The 21,868-nt window shown below is 62.5% G+C and carries 15 protein-coding genes; 9 read left to right on the top strand and 6 right to left on the bottom strand.

Translation table 11 applies throughout. The annotated features are described in order from the left end of the window. Nucleotides 1-87 precede the first annotated feature (87 nt). On the top strand, nt 88-3,288 hold the full coding sequence (locus tag ASN89_RS02135; protein WP_235501826.1) for a PAS domain-containing protein: 3,201 nt from the start codon (nt 88-90) through the stop codon (nt 3,286-3,288). Here the strand turns inward: ASN89_RS02135 and ASN89_RS02130 are convergent. Genes ASN89_RS02130 through ASN89_RS02115 form a run of 4 tightly spaced genes read right to left on the bottom strand, consistent with a single transcriptional unit; the run spans nt 3,282 to nt 11,721 of the window. After that, nucleotides 3,282-6,170: a PAS domain S-box protein gene (locus ASN89_RS02130; protein ID WP_058048107.1), complete on the bottom strand. Its 2,889-nt coding sequence runs from the start codon at nt 6,168-6,170 to the stop codon at nt 3,282-3,284. The genes ASN89_RS02135 and ASN89_RS02130 overlap by 7 nt on opposite strands. 7 nt (nt 6,171-6,177) lie before the next feature. Further along, nucleotides 6,178-7,368, bottom strand: a complete 1,191-nt coding sequence (locus ASN89_RS02125) for a hybrid sensor histidine kinase/response regulator (RefSeq protein ID WP_046682729.1) — start codon at nt 7,366-7,368, stop codon at nt 6,178-6,180. Next, nucleotides 7,358-8,239 (bottom strand): CheR family methyltransferase, encoded by an 882-nt coding sequence (locus ASN89_RS02120; protein WP_058048106.1) that lies wholly within the window; start codon nt 8,237-8,239, stop codon nt 7,358-7,360. Before ASN89_RS02120 ends, ASN89_RS02125 begins: the two co-directional genes overlap by 11 nt. Beyond that, nucleotides 8,239-11,721, bottom strand: coding sequence for a response regulator (locus ASN89_RS02115; RefSeq protein ID WP_058048105.1), 3,483 nt, complete (start codon nt 11,719-11,721; stop codon nt 8,239-8,241). Before ASN89_RS02115 ends, ASN89_RS02120 begins: the two co-directional genes overlap by 1 nt. A gap of 280 nt (nt 11,722-12,001) precedes the next feature. Here ASN89_RS02115 and ASN89_RS02110 point away from each other — a divergent pair, with 280 nt between their 5' ends. Beyond that, complete coding sequence (locus ASN89_RS02110) at nt 12,002-12,454, top strand: Hsp20/alpha crystallin family protein (RefSeq protein WP_058048168.1); 453 nt, start codon at nt 12,002-12,004, stop codon at nt 12,452-12,454. Nucleotides 12,455-12,799: 345 nt separating this feature from the next. On the opposite strand, the gene ASN89_RS02105 is transcribed toward ASN89_RS02110, so the two are convergent. Then, complete coding sequence (locus ASN89_RS02105; protein WP_058048104.1) at nt 12,800-14,146, bottom strand: MFS transporter; 1,347 nt, start codon at nt 14,144-14,146, stop codon at nt 12,800-12,802. 217 nt (nt 14,147-14,363) lie between these two features. Here ASN89_RS02105 and cyoA point away from each other — a divergent pair, with 217 nt between their 5' ends. The 7 genes from cyoA (at nt 14,364) to ASN89_RS02070 (ending at nt 21,132) form a co-directional block, all read left to right on the top strand. Next, complete coding sequence (gene cyoA / locus ASN89_RS02100) at nt 14,364-15,347, top strand: ubiquinol oxidase subunit II (protein ID WP_046682726.1); 984 nt, start codon at nt 14,364-14,366, stop codon at nt 15,345-15,347. A gap of 84 nt (nt 15,348-15,431) precedes the next feature. Further along, nucleotides 15,432-17,435 carry a cytochrome o ubiquinol oxidase subunit I gene (gene cyoB, locus ASN89_RS02095; protein WP_046682725.1) on the top strand — a complete coding sequence of 668 codons (2,004 nt, stop codon included), beginning with the start codon at nt 15,432-15,434 and terminating at the stop codon, nt 17,433-17,435. Continuing rightward, nucleotides 17,428-18,066 carry a cytochrome o ubiquinol oxidase subunit III gene (cyoC, locus tag ASN89_RS02090; protein ID WP_034788486.1) on the top strand — a complete coding sequence of 213 codons (639 nt, stop codon included), beginning with the start codon at nt 17,428-17,430 and terminating at the stop codon, nt 18,064-18,066. The genes cyoB and cyoC overlap by 8 nt, the downstream gene beginning before the upstream one ends. Continuing rightward, nucleotides 18,063-18,449, top strand: coding sequence for a cytochrome o ubiquinol oxidase subunit IV (cyoD, locus tag ASN89_RS02085; RefSeq protein ID WP_034748058.1), 387 nt, complete (start codon nt 18,063-18,065; stop codon nt 18,447-18,449). The genes cyoC and cyoD overlap by 4 nt, the downstream gene beginning before the upstream one ends. Continuing rightward, nucleotides 18,446-19,273, top strand: coding sequence for an SURF1 family protein (locus ASN89_RS02080; RefSeq protein ID WP_058048103.1), 828 nt, complete (start codon nt 18,446-18,448; stop codon nt 19,271-19,273). The genes cyoD and ASN89_RS02080 overlap by 4 nt, the downstream gene beginning before the upstream one ends. Further along, nucleotides 19,257-20,606 (top strand): ATP-binding protein, encoded by a 1,350-nt coding sequence (locus ASN89_RS02075; RefSeq protein WP_034748064.1) that lies wholly within the window; start codon nt 19,257-19,259, stop codon nt 20,604-20,606. Before ASN89_RS02080 ends, ASN89_RS02075 begins: the two co-directional genes overlap by 17 nt. Further along, the gene (locus ASN89_RS02070; protein ID WP_034748067.1) at nt 20,596-21,132 is read left to right on the top strand and encodes a response regulator transcription factor; all 537 of its coding nucleotides are present in this window, start codon (nt 20,596-20,598) and stop codon (nt 21,130-21,132) included. The genes ASN89_RS02075 and ASN89_RS02070 overlap by 11 nt, the downstream gene beginning before the upstream one ends. On the opposite strand, the gene ASN89_RS02065 is transcribed toward ASN89_RS02070, so the two are convergent. Beyond that, nucleotides 21,133-21,783 carry a hypothetical protein gene (locus ASN89_RS02065; protein WP_152988411.1) on the bottom strand — a complete coding sequence of 217 codons (651 nt, stop codon included), beginning with the start codon at nt 21,781-21,783 and terminating at the stop codon, nt 21,133-21,135. It abuts the gene before it with no gap. Nucleotides 21,784-21,868 lie beyond the last annotated feature (85 nt).

Raw genomic sequence — 21,868 nt, 5'->3', positions numbered from 1 at the left:
CAGAGATCAAGCAGTACGCTGTTTTCCTCCTGCAAGAGGGGTGCCACATGGTATATTCCGGGCATCAGTTTTCCCCTTATCGACACGGTGCACGCAAACAACATTCTTTCCTTGCTGGACGCCGAGCATAGTGCGCTGGGCAGCATCGCGGCAGGCGCCGACCTGGCCCATGCATTGGAGCATTTGTTGCTGGCGCTGCAAGAGCTGGCCGATGGCGGCGCGCATGCCTGTCTGGTGCTGATCGACGAGTCCGACCGCTTTTGCGGCTTGTCCGCACCCAGCCTGCCACAAGACCTGTGCCTGGCCTTGCGCCACGGCGGCGAACAGCCTTCCCCGTTCGGCACGGCGGCCTTTTCCGGCGCGCCCGTGTATTGCGGCGACATCACGCGCGACGTGCACTGGAGCGCGGGACGCAAGGAAGCCTTGCTGCATGGCTACCGCGCCTGCTGGGTCGCCCCCGTCTTTGGCGCCAAGGGGCATATCCTGGGCGTCTTGGGCCTGTTTTTCCAGGCGACATGCCATCCCACGCAACCGGAGATCGAACTGCTGGCGCTGGCCGCACGCGTGGCCGCGCATGTCATCGAACGGGGCCAGCTGGAACAGGCGCTGCACGACAGCCGCGAACACTTTCATTACGCCATCGAGCTGAACACGCAGGTGCTGTGGACGGCCGATGTCGACGGCAAGCTCGACTATGTCGCGCAGCGCTGGCGCGAATGGACGGGCTGCAACGGTCTGGGCACCAGCTGGCTGGACGCCATCCACCCGGAAGACATCCCCCATTCCCTGGCGGCCTGGAGCGAAGCGGTGGGCAGCGGCCAGCCTTTCGACCAGGAAATGCGCGTGCGCCGGCAGGACGGTCAGTACCGCTGGGTGCATTCGCGCGCATATTGCCGGCGAGACGAGCGCGGCCAAGCCGTGAAATGGTATGGCTCGTGCGAGGATATCGACGAACACTGGCAGGCCCGTAATGCCTTGCTCGACAGCGAGGCGCAGTTCCGTTCGCTCGCTTCCACCATGCCCAACCAAGCCTGGCTGGCGCATGGCAGCGGCGCCACCTACTGGGTCAACGAACAGGTGTGCGAATACACGGGACAATCGATGAAGTCGCTCGTGTCCAGCGGTTTCCGCCACTGCGTGCATCCGGACGACTTGCTGTCCACCCAACAGAGCTGGGACCGTGCCGTCGCCACGGCCAGCGCCTATGAACAGGAGTTCCGCATGCGCCGCGCCAGCGACGGCGCCTACCGCTGGTTCCTGGCGCGCGCCTTGCCCTTGTTCGACGAGGCCGGCAAGGTGCTGCGCTGGGTGGGCACGAATACGGACGTGCAGGAACAGAAGAACGTGCTGGAAAAGATGGCCTACCTGAATTCCTCGCTGGAAGTGGAAATGGCCAACCGCACGGCCGACCGCGACCGCATGTGGCGACTGTCGACCGACATCATGCTGGTAGCGGACCTGTCTGGCATGATCATCGCCGTCAATCCGGCCTGGAGCAAGATACTCGAGCGCCCGGAAGTCGAATCGCTGGGCATGGATTTCATCAGCCTCGTGCATCCCGACGACCGCATGGCGGCCCTGCAGGACTTGTCGCGCCTGGCCCACGGCGCGCCCACCTTGCGCATGGAAAACCGCTACCGGCGCCGAGATGGCGGCTACCGCTGGATTTCCTGGACGGCCGTGCCGGCGCAAAAGCTGATCCACGCCATCGGCCGCGACGTCACCGATGAAAAAGAGGCGCGGCTGGCGCTGGTGCGCAGCGAGCAAGCTTTATTGCAGGCGCAAAAACTGGAATCGATCGGCAAGCTGACGGGCGGAGTGGCCCACGATTTCAACAACGTCCTGCAAATTATCTCGGGCAATTTGCAGTTGCTGAAACTGACGGTGGCCGACAATCCGCAAGCAGCCCGGCGCCTCGATTCGGCCGCCTCGGCCGTCGAGCGGGGCGCCAAGCTGTCGTCGCAGCTGCTGGCCTTTGCGCGGCGCCAGCCGTTGAAACCGCTGGTGACGGACCTGGGCCGCTTGTTGCGCCGCATGCATGAGCTGATCCGCCGCGCGCTGGGCGAGGCGATTAGCGAGGAAACCTTTATCAGCGAAGGCTTGTGGCATACCCTGGTCGACCCGAACCAGATGGAAAACGTGCTGCTGAACATGGCCATCAATGCGCGCGACGCGATGGACAAGGGCGGACGCCTGACGTTCACCTTGAGTAACGTCACGCTCGACGCCGCCTACGCAAGCCAGCATGCGGACGTGCTGGAGGGGCAATACGTGCTGCTGACCATCACCGACACGGGCCACGGCATGGAGCGGGACGTGATCGACCAGATCTTCGAACCGTTCTTCACCACCAAGCGCGAAGGCGAGGGCACGGGCCTGGGTCTGTCCATGGCCTACGGCTTCATCCGCCAGAGCGCGGGCCACATCAAGGTGCACAGCGCGCCGGGCGCCGGCACGACGTTCAAAATATATTTACCGCGCTCGCTGGAAAAACTGGCCGAGCCGCCTGCTAGCCTGACGGGCCCCGTGCTGGGCGGTGGCGAGACCATCCTGGTGGTGGAAGACGATGCGCCCGTGCAACACACGGTAGTCGACATGCTGCGCGGCCTCGGCTACGACGTGCTGCATGCCGATGACGGGGCCTCGGCCCTGGCCCTGCTGGGCACGGGCGTGGCCATCGACCTGCTGTTTACGGACGTGGTCATGCCCGGTCCCGTCAGCAGCAAGGAACTGGCGCAGCAGGCCAAGTTGCTGCTGCCGGAGCTGGCCGTATTGTTTACTTCGGGCTACACGCACAACGCCATCATGCAGGGCGGTCGCCTGGACCCGGGCGTGGAGCTGCTCAGCAAACCCTACCAGCGCGAAGACCTGGCGCGGCGCATCCGCCATTTGCTGGCCGACCGCCGCCTGGTGGGCGCGCCCGACCCGTCCGGGCGGCGCATCCTGCTGGTGGAAGACAACGACGATGCGCGCGAAATGACGACGGAAATGCTCAATATGCTGGGACACACCGTGCACGGCGTGGCCAGCGCGGAAGCGGCCATGCCGCTCCTGGCCATGCCGGGCCTGGACGTGCTGGTGACGGACATCAGCCTGCCCACCATGTCCGGCCTGGAACTGGCGCGCCATGCGCGCGCGCACTGGCCGCAGCTGGACGTGGTGTTTGCTTCAGGACACGACTGGGGCGCCAGCCTGATGCAGGACGCCAGCGCGCGCTTCCTGCGCAAGCCGTTTGGCCTGGAAGAGCTGGCCGGCGCACTGAAGACGCGCCGGCTCGACGTTTACTGAATTGGCGCCAGCAACGCCAGCTGCAATTGTTCGACGCTAAATGGTTTGACGAGGAAGCGCGCTTGCGGGTCCAGCACGCCGGAATTGGCCGGCGCATGGCCGGTGGAAAACACCACTTCCAGCTGCGGCTGCTCGCGCGCCGCGACCTCGGCCAGCTCGACGCCCGACATCTGCGGCAGACTGATATCGGTCAGCAGCAGTTCCAGTCCCGGCGTACCCAGCAGGGGCAAGGCTTCCTCGGCCGTGCCCACGGCCAGCACCGTGTGGCCGAGCATGGCCAGCAGGTCGCTCGTCATGGCGCGCGCGTCGGCATTGTCTTCCACCAACAAAATATGGCGTCCCGCCGGCTGCGCGGGTGCGGCAGGTTGCGGCGCCAGCTGCGCGCGATACTGGTGCAGGGCCGTCACGTGGCGGCCGTTGGCCAGCAGGTGGCGGATGCGCCGCGCCAGGTCTTCGCGCCGGTACGGTTTGCTCAACAATTCGACCCCCGGTTCCAGCCGGCCGCCCTGCATCATGGCATCCTGCGTATAGCCCGAGGTAAACAATACGGCCAGTTGCGGCAATAGCACGCGGGCCTGGCGCGCCAGCGCCGTGCTGGCTACCTTGCCCGGCATCACCACGTCCGTAAACAGCAGGTCGATGGGGACGCTGCTGCCGATGACGGCCAGCGCGCTTTCGCCATCGCTGGCGCGCAGCACGACGTAACCCAGGCCGCGCAACATGTCGACCACCGTCGTCTGCACCTGCACGTCGTCTTCCACGACGAGGATGGTTTCCTTGCCGCCCAGCACGGGGCCGCCCAGCTGCAGCGGCAGTTCCGTTTCCGCTTCCAGCGAACGCGGCAGATAGATGCGGAAGGTGCTGCCATGACCGGGCAAACTGTCCACCGTCAGGTGGCCGCCGCTCTGGCGCAGGAAGCCGTACGCCATGGACAGGCCCAGGCCCGTGCCTTCGCCTTCCTTCTTGGTCGTGAAGAACGGTTCGAAAATCTTGTCCAGCAGCTCGGCGGGAATGCCAGTGCCCGTATCCGAGACAGCCAGCTGCACATAGTCGCCGGGCGCCACGTCCGCATGGCGGGCCGCGTAGTCGCTGCCCAGCACGATGTTGCTCAGTTCGATGGTCAACTGGCCCTGGCCATCCATGGCGTCGCGCGCGTTGATGGCCAGGTTGAGGATGACGTTTTCCAGCTGGTGCGGGTCGACCAGGGCGCGCCAGCAGTCGTCGGCCAGCAGCCAGCGCGTTTCGATGGTTTCACCCGTGGCGCGCCGCAACAGCTCTTCCGTCGAGCGCAGCAGGTGCGCCAAATCCGTCACCAGCGGTTTGAGCGGTTGACGCCGAGCAAAGGCCAGCAGCTGGGCCGACAGCTTGGCGCCCCGTTCCACGGCGGCCGAGGCGCTGGCGATGCGCTTGGCGGCCAGCGGATCGCGGTCCAAGGTCAGCTGCAGCAGCTGCAGATTGCCCGAGATAATTTGCAGCACGTTATTGAAATCATGTGCCACGCCGCCCGTCAGCTTGCCCAGCGCTTCGAGCTTTTGCGATTGCAGCAGGGCCATCTCGCTGTGGCGCAACGATTCCTGCATGCTGCGCAGGGTGTTTTGCGCCTCTTTTTCCACGGTGACGTGGCGCCCGGTGGCGAAAATCAGGTCGCCTTCGATGGCCGCCACCCACGACAGCCAGCGGTGGCCGCCATCGCGGTGCCGGTAGCGGTTTTCAACGCTGGACATGGCTTCCTGCCTCACTTGCTCCAGCGCCTGGTGCGTGGCGGCCGCATCCTCGGGCAGCACGAAGTCGAAGATGCTGCGGCCCAGCATTTCTTCGGGCAGCCAGCCCAGGATGGCGCCGGCGGCCGGGTTGACGGCGGCAAAGCAGCCCTCGGCATCGATGGCCACCATCAGGTCTTGCGCGCTGCGCCACAGCCGCTCGCGTTCGCTGTTGCGCGCGGCCAGGTCCGCTTCCAGCTTCTTTTCCACGGTGATGTCGCGCGCGCTGCAATACACCTTCTCACCTTCGGGCACGGCCACCCACGACAGCCAGTGCCAGCCGCCCAGCTTGTGGCGGTAGCGGTTTTCGAAGCGCAGCGCCGGTTGGCCCTGGTTGGCCGCGTCCCAGGCCGCATAGGTGCGCGACAAGTCGTCCGGGTGGATCAGCTCAAAAAATTTCGTCGTGCGGATTTCTTCCGTCGACCAGCCCAGGGTGGCTTGCCAGGCGGGGTTCGAGTGTTCGAAATAGCCGTCGAGATTAAGCACGCCCAACAAGTCGGGGCTGACGTTCCAGGTGCGGCCGAATTCGCGCGTGCGCTCGGCCACTTGTATTTCCATGCTGGCAGTCAGGGCGCGCAAACGCGACTCCGCCCGGGCCCGCAAAATGGTCGACCAGACGCGTTCCGACACTTGCACAGCCAGTTCGATCTCGTCCGCATGCCACAGGCGCGCCGCGCTGCTGTGCACGACGAACAGGGCCGCCAGCTGGCCATCCTTGGCAATCGGAATGTTCAGGAAGGCGCGGATGCCCAGGCGCGCGAACGTGGCCAGCGCGGCCGGCATGGCCGTGCGCGGGTCGCTGGCCACGTCGCTGACGGCGAGCGCCTGGCCGGAGGCCAGCGCATCGGCCAGGCGGGCCGCATAATCGCCGAGGAAATACTCGCCGGCGGCGCCCGGTGCCAGGCCATCGTTCCACGCATGCTGCAGGGTGGGGCGTTGCAGGGTCTGGTCGATATCGAAACAGGCCACTTGCTGGGCGCCCAGGCGCTGTCCCAGCAGCTGCGCCGACAAGGAAAGGATGTCGCCCGTGTCTTGCAGCAGGCGCAGCCGGCGTTCCAGTTGCAGCAGGAAGGCGACGCCGCTGGCGCCGGCCTGGCTGCGGGGGACGGGTGTGCTGGTCATGCCGGCCTCAGCTGCCGGCCAGCGGCAGGGTGACGCTGAACAGGGCGCCATTGCCGGGCTGGCTTTGCAGGGTGATGGCGCCGCCATGCGCATCGACCAGCTGCTTGGTGATGAACAGGCCCAGGCCCAGGCCACCCGTGCGGTCCTGGTGCATGACGCGCTCGAAAGCGTCGAAGATGCGTTCCTGGTCGCGCGCGTTGATGCCGATGCCATGGTCGCGCACTTCGATGACGGCGCTGTTCTGCGTATGCGCCAGGCTGATTTCCACAGGCTGGCCCTGGCCGTAACGCACGGCGTTGCTGATCAGGTTGACAACGATTTGCTCGACGCGGAAGGCATCCCAGAATCCCTCGATGGGCTCGAAGGCCATCACTTCCAGCACGCTGCCCGTCGTGGCCGCATACGGCGCCAGGTCGTCCGCCACCCGGCGCACGAGGCTGGTCAGGTCGACGGCTTCGCGGCGGATCGACAGCTTGCCGCTGGTGATGCGCGACACGTCGAGCATGTCGTCGATCAGGCGCACCATGCTGCGGATTTGCCGCCCGTCGCGCGCCACCATCTTGCCCAGCTTGTCCGGCTCGAAGGCGGCCAGGTTGCCCCGTTCCAGGTTGACGGTGCGCATCTGCGTTTCCAGGAACAAGGTGTTCAAGGGCGTGCGCAGTTCGTGCGCCACCATCGACATGAATTCGTCGCGCAGGCGTAGCGAGCGCTGCAGTTCCGCCTGCGTGGCGCGCAATTCCTTCAACAGCGCTTCCTGCTGCTGGCGGCTGTGCTCAAGCGCCTGTACCTGGCGCCGCGTCTCGCTGCGCTGCTGGTGCAGGGCAACGAAAACATTGACCTTGCTTTGCACGGCATTGATGTCTAGCGGCTTGTGCAGGAAGTCGACGGCGCCGCTTTCATAACCCTGGAAGGCGAAATTCATTTCTTTGCCGGCCGCCGTGACGAAGACGATGGGGATGTGGCGCGTCTTTTCCGTGCCGCGCATCAATTGCGCCAATTCAAAACCATCCATTTCCGGCATTTGCACGTCGAGGATGGCCAGCGCGAAATCGTGCTCGAGCAGCAAGGCCAGCGCTTCTTCGCCGGACGAGGCCTGGTAGACGCTGCGGTCGCTCTCGCGTATCAGCGCATTGAGCGCGCGCAAGTTCTCCGGCAAGTCGTCGACGATCAATAGTTTGGTGCTCGTTTCATTCATCATGTTTCATTCCTGGCATGTGCCGCCCAGCGTAGTGGGAAGCGGCGTGCGACGGCGCACGCTTGCGGTAGAGCTTTTCGGGACCCGGCAATGGTTCGAAGTCGGCGGCAAAGCGCGTGAAATGCGTGCTTTCCTTGCTGCCCAGGCCCAGGAATCCCCGGTGGCACAGCGAATCGTGGAACAGGCCCAGGGCCCGTTCCTGCAAGGTTTTATTAAAGTAAATCAGTACGTTACGGCACAAAATCAGTTGCGTTTCAATAAACACGCTGTCCGTGGACAAGCTGTGGTCGGCAAAATTGATACTGTCGAGCAGACGCTGCTGGAAACGCGCCGTGGCATGCTCGACCGTGTAGTAGTCGGCCAGATGGCCCAGGCCGCCCGCAGCCAGATAGTTGGCGCCATACTCGTCGATCCGGTGCAGCGGATACGCACCGCGCGCGGCCGTGGCCAGCGCTTGCGGATTGATGTCGGTGGCGTAGATCGTGCTGCGTTCGAGCAAGCCTTCCTCGTGCAGCACGATGGCCAGCGACAGCGCTTCCTCCCCCGTGCAGCAGCCGGCCACCCAGATGGTCGGCGACGGGTAGGTTTTCAGCACGGGCACCACGTGTTCGCGCAAGGCGCGGAAAAACGCCGGGTCTCGGAACATTTGCGTGACCGGTACGGTCAAAATCTGCAGCAGCGCGCCGAAGGCGACCGGGTCGTCCAGCACGCGCTGCTGTAAAGCGGCCACGTCTGCACAGTGCAAACGGTCAAGCGCGTGATTGAGGCGCCGCCGTTGCGAGGGCAGGGAATAGTCGCGAAAATCATAGCTGTAGCGCTGATACAGCGCTTCCATCAGCGCGTGCAGTTGCGCGTCTGTGGTGCGCTGGGACATCAGATGCGTTCCATCTTCGGCATCCACACGCGCAGCAGCGAATACAAACGATCGAGGTCGATGGGCTTGGCCAGGTAGTCGGACGCGCCCGCCTGCAGGCATTCTTCCTGGTCATTCTTCATGGCCTTGGCCGTGATGGCGATGATGGGCAGCTTGTTGTAGCGGCCATCGGCGCGGATCAATCGCGTGGCTTCCAGGCCATCCATGCCCGGCATCATGACGTCCATCAGCACGAGGTCGATATCGTCCACGCTGTTGAGCTTGCTGATGGCTTCGAAGCCGTTGCGGCCGATTTCCACCACCACGCCTCGCTGTTCCAGCGCATTCGTCAGGGCAAAGATATTGCGCACGTCGTCGTCCACCAGCAAAATCTTGCGCCCTTCAAACACGCGTTCGCGGCTGCGTACCTGCTGCAGCATGCCCTGGCGCTCGCTTGACAGTTCGGATTCCACCTTGTGCAGGAAGAGGGTGACCTCGTCGAGCAGGCGTTCGGGCGAGCGGGCGCCCTTGATGATGATGGAGCGCGAATACTTCATCAGGTCCGCTTCTTCTTCGCGGCTGAGGTTGCGGCCCGTGTAGACGATGACGGGCGGGAATGAGCACAGTTCTTCATGTTCCATGCGTTCGAGCAATTCGTTGCCCTGGATATCGGGCAGCTTCAAGTCGATGATCATGCAGTCGAAAATCTGCGTTTTCAGCAACTCCAGCGCCTGCTCGCCCAAGGCCACGGCCGTGATTTCCACGTCGTCGTCGCTGATCAGGTGCACCACGCTTTCCCGCTGGCGTTCGTCGTCCTCGACCAGCAGGATGCGCTTCATCTGCTGCGTGAATTTCGACTCGAGCTTGCGGAACACTTCCTTCAACTGTTCGCGCGTGCGCGGCTTGGTGGCGTAGCCGATGGCGCCCAGCTGCATGGCTTCCTGCATCTGGTCGTTGCCGGACACGATGTGCACGGGAATGTGCCGCGTCAGCGGGTTTTCCTTGAGTTGCTGCAAGACCAGCAAGCCCGGGCGGTCCGGCAAGCCCATGTCGAGCAGGATGGCGTCGGGCAGGAATTCCTCGGCCAGGCGCAAGCCTTCATCGGCGCCGTGCGCCACCAGGCAACGGTATTGCATTTCATGCGCGAGGTCGAACAGGATGCCGGCAAACGACGGTTCATCCTCGATTACAAGCACGGAACGCTGACCCGTCTTGGCGGCCGGCACGCTGTCGCGGTCATCCTGGAAGATGGGCAGCGGCACGGGCTTGGCGGCGGGCGCCGCCTTGGGCGCGGCGGCCGCGATTTTTGCGGGCGCTTGCGGCACTGCGGCCGGGGCCGGCTCCGCTTCCACGGCGCGCTCCGGCATGACGGCCGGCAGCACCAGGGTAAACGTGCTGCCCTGGCCTGGCGTGCTGGCCAGCTCGATGCTGCCGCCCAGCAAGGCGGCCAGGTCGCGCGAAATCGACAGGCCCAGGCCCGTGCCGCCATAGCGGCGGCTGGTGGTGCCGTCGGCCTGGTGGAAAGCGTCGAAAATCTTGTGCTGCTGGTCGTCGGCAATGCCGATGCCCGAATCCTGCACCTGGAAGCGTACCTGGCCGGCTGCATCGGTGCTCACGTGCAGGGACACCGTGCCCGTATCGGTAAACTTGATGGCGTTCGACAGCAGGTTTTTCAGGATTTGCTCGAGGCGCTGGCGGTCGCTGACGAGCGAAGGCGGAGAGTCCGGCGCCACCTTGACGCTCAGCGTCAGTTTCTTTTGCTGCGCCTGGGCGCCGAACAGCATTTTCATGCTGCTGAGCAGTTCGTCGAAGGGCACGCTTTCCGGCGTCAATTCCAGCTTGCCGGCCTCGACCTTGGAAATGTCGAGGATATCGTTGATGAGGGTGAGTAAATCGTTGCCGGCCGAATAGATGGTTTGCGCAAATGTCACTTGCTCGGCCGTCAGGTTGCCGCTGGTGTTGTCCGATAGCAGCTTGGACAGGATCAGCGAGCTGTTCAGCGGCGTGCGCAGCTCATGCGACATGTTCGCCAGGAATTCTGACTTGTAGCGGCTGGCCCGCTGCAGTTCCTCGGCGCGCGCTTCCAGCTGGGCGTGCGCCTGGACGATGGCCATGTTCTTCTGGTCCAGCGACAGGGCCTGCACGGCCAGCTGCTCGTTCGACTGCTCCAGCGCCGCCTTTTGCTCTTCCAGGTGGGCTTGCGACTGTTCCAGCACGCGCGACTGCTCGCCAAGCTCTTCATTGGCCGTGCGCAGTTCTTCCTGCTGCACTTCCAGTTCTTCATTCAGTTGCTGGGTTTCTTCGAGCACGTTTTGCAGGCGCTGGCGGTACAGGGCAGCCTCAAGCGAGGTGCCGACATTCGCTGCAATCAGATTCAGCCATTCCTTGGCGCGGGCGCTGACGGGATGCGTAAAACCCAGTTCGATGACGCCGTTGACGACGCCTTCATTGTTGACGGGTGCTAAAACCAGTTCCAGCGGCGCGCCGCGGCCCAGGCTCGACGTCACGGTCAGGTAATTCTCGGGCACTTGCTGCACATGCTTGAGGCGCTTTTCGCGCGCCGTCTCGCCCACCAGGCCTTCGCCCAGCTTGAACACCTGCTTGTCCTTCACGCCCTGATCGTTGAAGCCATACACGGCCGTGCGACGCAGGCTGCCATCCTCGTCGACGACGTACAGGGTGGCGATGGCCACGTCGAGGCGGTGGGCGAGGAAGTCCAGCACATGGCGTCCCAGTTGCGGCAAGCCCAGCTGGCCGCTCGTGTGGGCCGCCAGTTCCGTCTGCCCCGTGCGCAGCCAGGCTTGCTCCTGCAACACGTCGTTATCCTTGCCGCGCTGCTCGAGCGCATCGTTGTAGATATCGGACAGGCGCAGCAATTCACGGCGTCCCAGGTAGGCGAGCAGGCCCGACAATCCCAGGCTGAGGACGAGGAACACGATGACTGCCAGCATGGTGCGGCTTTCGGCCGTATCGGCCCGTTCCTGGCGCAAGCGCTGCTCCATGGACAGGAAGGCGAGGAATTCGCGGCGGATTTCGTCGAACTCCAGCTTGCCTTCGCCCTGGCGTACGCGCGCAAGGAATTCCTGGTTGTTGCGGCGCTGGGCGATCACGCCTTCAGCGTAATCGAGCCACTGGCCTTGCAGCGCGCGGATGCGGCGCAAGCGGTCCACCTGGATGGAGCTGTCGGATATCAATTCCAGCAGGGTGCTCATTTCGACGGCGATCTTCGCCTTGCCCGACTTATATGGCGCCAAAAACGTTTCGTCACCCGTCAGCAAATAGCCGCGCATGCCCGTTTCCAGGTCGACCGACAACTTCATGACTTCATTCGCATTGCCGATCACCCGTTCGGAATGCTCGACCGAGCGCAGGGCCGACAGCAAATAGGCGATCAGGCCGACGAACACGAGGGCCGTGACGACCCCGATGACCAGCGGCAAGGTCACGTTGCGGGCGAGGATGCGGCGAAAGCTGAAGGAGTCGATCGGGGTCTTGGTATTCATTATGTCCGTGTAAGGCTGTCGCGAAAAGTCAATTTTAATTGAAATGCAAGCTTTCTGGTGGTCAAGCATAGCGTGCGCTAGCATAACAGCCTTGGGGCATTTTCCGCAGTCGCAAGGCAGTGCAATGCGGGGCAACGCACAGATGAAGGAGAAGGAAAATCAAGCTGGCCACGATTGAGGCAGATCAAAGAGATTGGTTGTTAGCATCCTAAGATGCAAGAGGTGGCGACGTCCCTGCGGACGGCCGCCGTGTGCAAACCAGCCCATGCAGGAGGACATCATGGCTAATCAACTGATCCGTCGCGATCCGCAAAACCCGCTGGCACGTTTCGACCCGTTCAGCGACATGGAAGAATTCATGCACGACTTTTTCGCGCCCGCCTTGCGCCTGCGCGATGGCGGTTCGTCACGCATGCGTGTCGACATTTCCGAAACCGAACAAGCTTATCAGGTACAGGCGGACATTCCCGGCGTGAATAAGGACGATATCAAGGTTTCCATCGACGGCAACCGCGTCTCCATCAGCGCCGAACTCAAGGATGAAAGAGTGACGCGCGACAGTGGTGGCAAGACCGTGCGCAGCGAACGCGAGTATGGCCAGCAATACCGCAGCTTCGTGCTGCCGCACGAGGTGGACGAGGCCGGCGCGCAGGCCCGCTATGAAAATGGCGTACTGCTGCTGGACTTGCCGAAGAAGGAAGGCACGGGCGGGCGGCAACTGGCGATACAGTGAGCCGGGCCGGGGTTTTAGCTGCATAGGTCAGATTAGCGCAGCGTAATCTGACAATCTTTGTGGCGGTGCCTGTCGGCTTACGCCCTGCGGGCTAAGCCGACCTACGAAAAAACGCCGGACGATGCCGGCGTTTTCTGGGGTGTTCCGGGTGGCGGCGCGCTGCGACCCAGATTGCCTATATATGTCAATTTTAGCTGCGTAGGTCAGATTAGCGCAGCGTAATCTGACGATCTTTGTGGCGGCGCCTGTCGGCTTACGCCCTGCGGGCTAAGCCGACCTACGAAAAAACGCCGGACGGTGCCGGCGTTTTCTGGGGTGTTCCGGGTGGCGGCGCGCTGCCAAATGTCAGTCGCGGATTTCCAGCGCCCGGTTCAGGCTCAGGGCCGCCAGCGAAGCGACGGCGCCCGACAGCAGGTAGAAGCTGACATAGGCGAGGCCGAAGTTGGCCGACAGGCCCAGCGCCACCAGTGGTGCGAAGCCGGCGCCGACCAGCCAGGCCAGGTCGGACGTCAAGGCCGCGCCCGTGTAGCGGAAGCGGGCAGGGAAGTTGGCCGTCACGGCGCCGGCTGCCTGGCCGTAGGACAAGCCCAGCAGGCTGAAGCCGACGAGGATGAAGACGTCCTGGCCCGTATTGCCGCCACCCATCAGGGTTGGCACGAAGGCGCTGAAGATGGCGATCAGCACGGCCAGCACGCCCAGGGTGGTGCGGCGGCCCACTTTATCGGCCAGCAAGCCGGAAATCACCACGCCGATGGCGGCCAGCACGGCGCCCAGCATCTGGACTTGCAGGAAGTCCGAAGCGGAACGCGTCTGGTAGACGGAAATCCACGACAGCGGGAACACGGTGACGAGGTGGAACAGGGCGTAGCTGGCCAGCGCGGCGAGGGCGCCGATCAGCACGTTGCGGCCCTGGCCGCGGCTCATTTCAAACACGCTCACGGGCTGCAGTTCACGTTCGTCGAGCAGGCGCGCATATTCATTCGTCGACACCAGGCGCAGACGGGCAAACAGGGCCACCACGTTGATGGCGAAAGCCACATAGAAAGGATAGCGCCAGCCCCAGTCGAGGAAATCTTCATCGGTCAGGGTGGTCAGCATGAACCAGAACAGGCCGGCGGCGATCAGGAAGCCGACCGGTGCGCCCAGCTGGCCCAGCATGGCGTACCAGCCGCGTTTGTTTTCCGGCGCGTTCAGGGCCAGCAGCGACGGCAAGCCGTCCCACGAACCGCCCAGCGCCACACCCTGGCCGATGCGCAGCACGGACAGCCAGATGATGGCGGCAAAGCCTAGGTGGGAATACGTCGGCAGGAAGGCGATGCCGGCTGTCGACACGCCCAGCAGGAACAGGGCGAACGTCAGCTTGGCGCTGCGTCCCATGCGGCGCTGGATCTCCATGAATATCACGGTGCCGAACGGACGGGCGATGAAGGCGAACGAAAAGATCAGGAATGCATATAAGGTACCTTCCAGGCGTTCTTCGAATGGGAAGAAGACGCGTGGAAACACCAGCACCGAGGCGATGGCGTAGACAAAGAAGTCAAAGTATTCGGAAGCGCGGCCGATGATCACGCCGACGGCGATCTCACCGGGGTCGATATGCGATTCGACCGTGCCGGCCCCGCGTGCGTCGCGCAGGGAGTGGGGGGAAAAGTCGGCGGGTACATCCCCGCTGTGTATGCGCGTGCTGGACATGATGATCGTCTCCAATATAGTTTCGAGTTCGGCCAACGCGTAACATACCCCGGGTGTCTCACGCCCGGAGTAGGACTATTCAATAGGTAGTTGTAGGAAAACTCCGCAACCACCCAGTGAAAATCCGAGCAAGGGGGTGGACAAAACGTCCAATTGCCAACGCGCTCCAGTGAGAATACAGTACCATATCTTCATCCCCTGTACTGGACTTTCCTGTATGTTTTCATTAAAAGTTCGTCGCGGACTGCTTCTTTTACCTCTCGCATTGTTGGCTGGTTGCAATACGGTGGTACTGAACGCGTCTGGTGACATCGCAGTTCAGCAAGGCAATCTGATTGTCATCTCGACATTGCTGATGCTGTTGATTATCGTTCCGGTAATCGCCCTGACCCTGCTTTTCGCATGGCGCTATAGAAAAAACAACACCGCGGCCAAATACGAGCCGGACTGGGACCACTCGACTCGCCTCGAGCTGATTATCTGGGGCGCGCCCCTGTTGATCATCATCGTGCTGGGCCTGCTGACCTGGATCAGCACCCACACCCTCGATCCATACCGCCCATTGAGCCGTATCGACGCCAACCGCCCAATTCCTGCCAGCCACAAGCCGATGATCGTCGAAGTCGTGGCCCTGGACTGGAAATGGCTGTTCATCTACCCGGAGCAAGGCATCGCTTCCGTGAATGAACTGTACGCGCCTGTCGATCGTCCAATCCGCTTCAAGATCACCGCGTCGTCCGTCATGAACTCGTTCTTCATCCCCGCACTGGCAGGTCAGATCTACGCCATGCCGGGCATGGAAACGCAGTTGAATGCCGTCATCAACAAGCCTGGCGTCTATAAAGGCTTCTCCGCGAACTACAGCGGTGCCGGTTTCTCGGGCATGCGCTTCAAGTTCCACGGTGTCAATGATGCGGACTTCGACAAATGGGTGGAATCGGCACGTGCCGGTGGCGGCGCGCTGAACCGCGACGACTACCTGTCGCTGGCCCAGCCTAGCGAACGCGACCCGGTGCGCCGCTACAGCGCCGTACCTAACGACCTGTACAAGGCAATCCTGAACCGCACCATCGTTTCCGACGCCCTGTGCGTGACGCCGGTCCAGCCATATAAATTGACGATGGCAAATAGCCCGGTAGCGGCCGTAACGGCAGTAGTCGCTAGCGATGCAGTGGTTGAAAAGGGCGTTCAAGCCAAGTAACAACTGCATGAATCCCGCAGCGCATTGCGCTGCAGATACTGGCGCCGTTTGCCTGGCGCCTCCCTTTTTTCTCTGAGAGTAACAATGCTAGACCATATTGATCTGACGAAGCTTATATTCGGCCGTCTGACTTGGGATGCAATTCCATTTCACGAACCTATCCTGCTGGTGACCTTTGCCATGGTTGCCCTGGGCGGTATCGCACTCGTTGCGGCACTGACGTATTTCCGCGTCTGGGGTACCCTGTGGCGCGACTGGATCACCAGTATCGACCATAAAAAAATCGGTATCATGTACATGATCCTGGGCCTCGTCATGCTGCTGCGCGGCTTTGCCGACGCGCTGATGATGCGTACCCAGCAGGCTGTTGCCTTTGGCGACAATGCCGGCTTCCTGCCACCGCATCACTACGACCAGATCTTCACCGCCCACGGCGTGATCATGATCTTCTTCGTCGCGATGCCTTTCGTGACGGGTCTGATGAACTACGTGGTGCCGCTGCAAATCGGCGCGCGCGACGTGGCTTTCCCTTTCCTTAACAACTTCAGCTTCTGGATGACCACCATGGGCGCCGCCCTGGTCATGGCTTCGCTGTTCGTCGGCGAATTCGCCCGTACGGGCTGGCTGGCATATCCACCGCTGTCGGGCATCGTCGGCAGTCCGGACGTGGGGGTAGACTATTACATCTGGTCCTTGCAGATTGCCGGGGTCGGGACGCTATTGTCCGGTGTCAACCTGATCGCCACCATCGTCAAGATGCGCGCGCCAGGCATGACCTGGATGAAAATGCCAGTCTTCACCTGGACCGCACTGTGCACCAACATCCTGATCGTCGCCGCTTTCCCGGTACTGACGGCTGTGCTGGCCATGCTGTCGCTGGACCGCGTCGCAGGCTTTAACTTCTTCACTACGGAACTGGGCGGCAACGCCATGATGTACGTCAACCTGATCTGGATCTGGGGTCACCCGGAGGTCTACATCCTGATCCTGCCACTGTTCGGCGTGTTCTCGGAAGTCGTCGCCACGTTCAGCAGCAAGCGTCTGTTCGGCTACGCCTCGATGGTGTACGCCACCTGCGTCATCATGATCCTGTCGTACCTGGTATGGCTACATCACTTCTTCACCATGGGTTCGGGCGCCAGCGTCAACTCCTTCTTCGGCATCACGACGATGATCATTTCGATCCCGACGGGCGCGAAGATCTTCAACTGGCTGTTTACCATGTACCGCGGCCGTATCCGCTTCGAACTGCCCATGCTGTGGACGATCGGCTTCATGGTCACCTTCACCATCGGCGGCATGACCGGCGTATTGCTGGCCGTACCACCAGCTGACTTCGTGCTGCACAACAGCCTGTTCCTGATCGCCCACTTCCATAACGTGATTATCGGCGGCGTGGTCTTCGGTGTCTTCGCTGCGATCAACTACTGGTACCCGAAAGCCTTCGGTTACAAGCTCGACGTGTTCTGGGGCAAGTGCTCGTTCTGGTTCTGGTTCGTCGGCTTCTACCTGGCCTTCATGCCGCTGTACGTGCTGGGCCTGATGGGCGTGACCCGTCGTGTCAACCACTTCGAAGATCCATCGCTGCAAATCTGGACCATCATCGCCTGGTTTGGCGCCGTCTCGATCGCACTGGGCATCGGCTCCATGCTGATCCAGTTCTTCGTCAGCTACCGCAACCGTCACGCACTGCGCGACGTGACCGGTGACCCATGGGGTGGCCGTACGCTGGAATGGTCGACGTCGTCGCCACCGCCAGACTATAATTTCGCCTTCACGCCACAAGTGCACGAACTCGATGCATGGACTGACATGAAGAAACACGGTTACCAGCGTCCGACGTCCGGTTTCACGAAGATCCACATGCCGAAGAACACCTGGGCTGGTTTCGTGATCGCCGCACTGTCCGCACTGGTCGGTTTTGGCCTGATCTGGCAAATGTGGCTCGTCGCCAGCATTGGCTTCGTGATCATGATGGTTACCATCATCGTCCATACCTTTAACTACAAGCGCGATTACTACATTCCTGCGGAAGAAGTGGTCCGTACCGAAGACGCTTATACTAAATTGCTGAGCAGCCATGTCTGATACCATCGCCCATAACACCGGCGCCGCTGGCGCCGCACCAAGCACGCGCAGCTACTTTGTGCGCGAGCACCACCCGGAAAACGGCAGCTTGCTGGGTTTCTGGCTCTACCTGATGAGCGATTGCCTGATCTTCGCCTGTCTGTTCGCCACGTACGCCGTGGTCGGCCGCAGCTACGCGGACGGCCCGACGGGCGCCGCGCTGTTCGACCTGCCGCTGGTGGCCGTCAACACGGCCATGCTGCTGCTGTCGTCGATCACCTACGGCTTCGCCATGCTGGCCATGCAGCGCAAGCAATTGCGCAGCACCCTGGTCTGGCTGGGCATCACGGGCCTGTTCGGCCTGGCCTTCCTGTCGCTGGAAATGTATGAATTCATTCATCTGATCCACGAAGGCGCCGGTCCGCAGCGCAGCGCGTTCCTGTCGTCGTTCTTCGCGCTGGTCGGTACCCACGGCTTGCACGTGACGTTCGGCGTGATCTGGCTCGTGACCTTGATGTTCCAGTTGAACAAGCATGGCCTGACCCCGGAAAACGGCCGCCGCATGATGTGCCTGTCGCTGTTCTGGCACTTCCTGGACGTCATCTGGATCGGCGTCTTCACCTTTGTCTACCTGATGGGAGTGCTGCCATGAGCGACCACCACACACACGGCGATAGCCACCACCATGACAACCACGATCATGGCAGCCTGAAAAGCTACACGATCGGTTTCATCCTGTCGGTGATCCTGACGGCCATTCCGTTCTGGCTGGTGATGACGAAAGCCATCACCAACTCGGGCACCATGGGCCTGGTCCTGCTGGCGTTCGCGGCTGTTCAAGTGGTGGTACACATGGTGTACTTCCTGCACATGAACACCAAGTCCGAAGGCGGCTGGAACATGATGGCGCTGATCTTCACCATCATGATCGTGGGCATTGCCATGGCCGGTTCCCTGTGGGTCATGTACCACATGAACCACAACATGATGCCGGATCTGATGCCTGAATACATGCATACGAAAACGGCTCCATGATGAGTCAAACGCGCCCTAGCAACACCGGGCGCGCCCCTGGCGCCGCATCGCAAGATGCCGCGCCAGGCCCACGCGGCATGGCTGTGCGCTACGCATTAGCCTTGCTGGCGGGGATCTTGTTTGCCGGTTTCTGTGCCCTGGGCACCTGGCAAGTCAAGCGCCTGTTCTGGAAGCTTGACCTGATCGAGCGCGTCGAACAACGCGTACATGCGCCCGCAACGGACGCACCTGGACCCGCAGCTTGGGCCAGCATCACGCAGCAAACGGATGAATACCGCCATGTGCGACTCTCCGGTACCTATCTCCCCATTTTCAATACCCTGGTGCAAGCAACGACGGCACTGGGCAGCGGTTACTGGCTGATGACGCCCTTGCGTCTGGCCGATGGCAGCACCGTACTGGTCAACCGCGGCTTCGTGCCGAAACGCGAAGGCATCGCCGCCGGCACGCCGGCCGGCATCGTGCACGTCGACGGCTTGCTGCGCGTCAGCGAGACGGGCGGCGGTTTCTTGCGCGAAAACAGTCCCGCCACGCAGCACTGGTATTCGCGCGACGTGGCCGCCATCGGCGCCTCGCACATGCTGACCAAGGTGGCGCCATATTTTGTCGATGCAAAGGCAAAATCGGAAACGGCCAGCGACGCACCCGTCGGCGGCCTGACCGTGATTTCCTTCCACAACAACCACCTCGTGTACGCCTTGACGTGGTTCGCGCTTGCCCTGATGGTGGCCGGCATCACGTGGTGGATCGTGCGCGAAGACAAGCGCCGTCGCGCGCGCCGCGCTGCCGGCACGCAAGAGAGCGACCATGCCGGGCAGGATTGAGATCCTGCCCAACCGCGAAGTGTTAGAGCGCGGCGCGGTGGCGGCCGAGATGGAACATCCGGCCGGCCACCAGAACATGAAGCTGTTGATCCAGCTGCGCTGGCTGGCCGTGATCGGCCAGATCAGCACGATCTTCGGCGTGGGCGTGGGACTGGGCATCGCCTTGCCCGTGCCCTACATGCTCGAAGTGCTGTCCTGCCTCATCGCCTTCAACCTGGCCAGCCTGTTGCGCTGGCACGAACGCCAGCCCGTCTCCAACACGGCCCTGTTCCTCGCCTTGCTGGTCGACGTCACCGTGCTGACGGCCCAGCTTTACCTGAGCGGCGGCATCAGCAATCCGTTTGCCTTCCTGTATTTACTGCAAGTCATCCTCAGCGCCGTCCTGCTGGAAGTGTGGTCGACGTGGATCATGGTGGCCATCACGAGCCTGTGCCTGGCCGGCCTGGCCTTGCTGCCCGGCCCCCTGATTCTGCCGATCGACCCCGAGCGGGGCTTTTCCAGCCTGTACGTGCAAGGCTTGCTGATCTGTTTCATCCTGAACGCGGCCTTGCTGGTGGTCTTCATCACGCGCATCAACCGCAACCAGCGCGCCGGCGACGCCAAGGTGGCGGACTTGCGGCAGCGCGCGGCGGAAGAAGAGCACATCATCCGCATGGGCTTGCTGGCGTCGGGCGCCGCGCACGAGCTGGGCACGCCGCTGGCAACACTCTCCGTCATCCTCGGCGACTGGCGCCGCATGCCGGAATTGAGCAAGAACAGCGAATTGCTGGAAGAAATCACGGAAATGCAGGCGCAGCTGCAGCGCTGCAAGAGCATCGTCAGCGGTATTTTATTGTCGGCGGGCGAGGCGCGCGGGGAATCTTCCGTGAAAACGACGATCAATACCTTCCTCAACGACCTGGTCGACGAGTGGCGCACCAGCCGCCCGATCCAGGGTTTCGAGTACGATAACCGCATCGAGCACGACGTGCCCGTCGTATTCGATTCGACCCTGAAGCAAACCATTTGCAACGTGCTCGACAATGCGCTGGAAGCGTCGCCCGAGTGGCTGCGTTTCGAAGCGACGCGCGAAGCGGACGCGTTGCACCTGGTCATTACCGATGCGGGTCCCGGCTTCGAGCCGTCAATGCTGACGCACCTGGGCAAGCCGTACCAAAGCAGCAAGGGCAAGCCGGGCGGCGGCCTCGGTTTGTTCCTGGTGGTCAATGTCGCGCGCACCCTGGGCGGCACGGTAACGGCGCGCAACCGGGTGCAGGGCGGGGCGGTGGTGCACCTGGCCTTGCCGCTGGCGGCCATCAAACTGGAAAGAGAAAGCGACCACCATGCAGGATGACCGTCTGTTACTGATCGTGGAAGACGACGCCGCGTTTGCCCGCACCCTGGGCCGCTCGTTCGAGCGGCGCGGCTACCAGGTCATCCTGGCCACCAATTTCGACGAAGCGAGCGCCTTGCTGGAACAGCATTGCCCCGACTACGCCGTCGTCGACCTGAAGTTGAATGGCAATACTTCGGGCCTCGCTTGCGTGCAGATGCTGCACCAGCACGACCCGGACATGCTGATCGTCGTCCTGACGGGCTACGCCAGCATCGGCACGGCCGTCGAAGCGATCAAGCTGGGCGCCTGCCAGTATCTGGCGAAACCGTCGAACACGGACGACATCGAAGCGGCCTTCGGCCACGTGGCCGGCAACGCCGACATCGAACTGACGAACCGCGCCACCAACATCAAGACCCTGGAATGGGAACGCATCCACGAAATGCTGGCCGAGACGGACTTTAATATTTCGGAAACGGCCCGCCGCCTCGGCATGCACCGGCGCACATTGGCGCGCAAGCTGGAAAAGCAGCGGGTGAAATAATCACCGCGCAGTCTGGTCATTGTCGAATGTCAGTTCGATCATGCTGTCATCGCTCCAGTCCTGCTCCCGCAACGGCGGCGTGAACGACGATCCGTTGAAGGGCACGGGCGCGCTTTTGCCGTTGTAGCTGATCGTCGCGGCCGTGATGCGCCGTGGCTCGGAAAAGCTGTAGGTTCCTTTTTGCGACACGAAATTGCACGGCCCGCCCAGTGCGCCCATCGCCGTGCGCATCGCAAAAGGCAAGGTGTCCTTGTCGATGGCCCAATGCACTTCGCACGCCAGCCGCAGGTCGCCCAGCCGGCGGAGCGTGTCGCTCGTGGGCGCGCTCCTGACATAGGGAATCCACCTGACCGACCCCGCCTTGCGGTTCACGGTCAGCTCGGCCTTCTCATACAGCGGCCCCTGTTCGACGGGCAAGGTGAAGATATTGCGCTCGCCCAGCGGTATCGGCATCCCCGCCTCGTCGCTTTCCAGCCGCAGCGCGATGGCGTGCATGTCGACATCGGCATTGCGTGGCTCCAGGATGAAGCGCAGTTGCGCGCCTGGTGCCAGACCATGTTTTTCCTCGAAGCGTTTGACGCCCTTGAGCATGGCACTGTAGGGCTTCCAGTCCGGATCCCGGATGCCCTTCACATTGACGGATGGCTCCATGGCTTGCGCCGTGTCCGCCCGGGCTTGCACCGCAGCGCCGCATAAACACAGCATAAGACCAGCTATTGCACGCATATTCATCCTC

This window comes from Janthinobacterium sp. Ant5-2-1 (assembly GCF_001445815.1).
GTDB classification, from domain to species: Bacteria; Pseudomonadota; Gammaproteobacteria; order Burkholderiales; family Burkholderiaceae_D; genus Janthinobacterium; species Janthinobacterium lividum_E.
The sequence above is the reverse complement of the archived record's forward strand: the minus strand, read 5'-3'. Positions and strand labels throughout refer to the sequence as shown.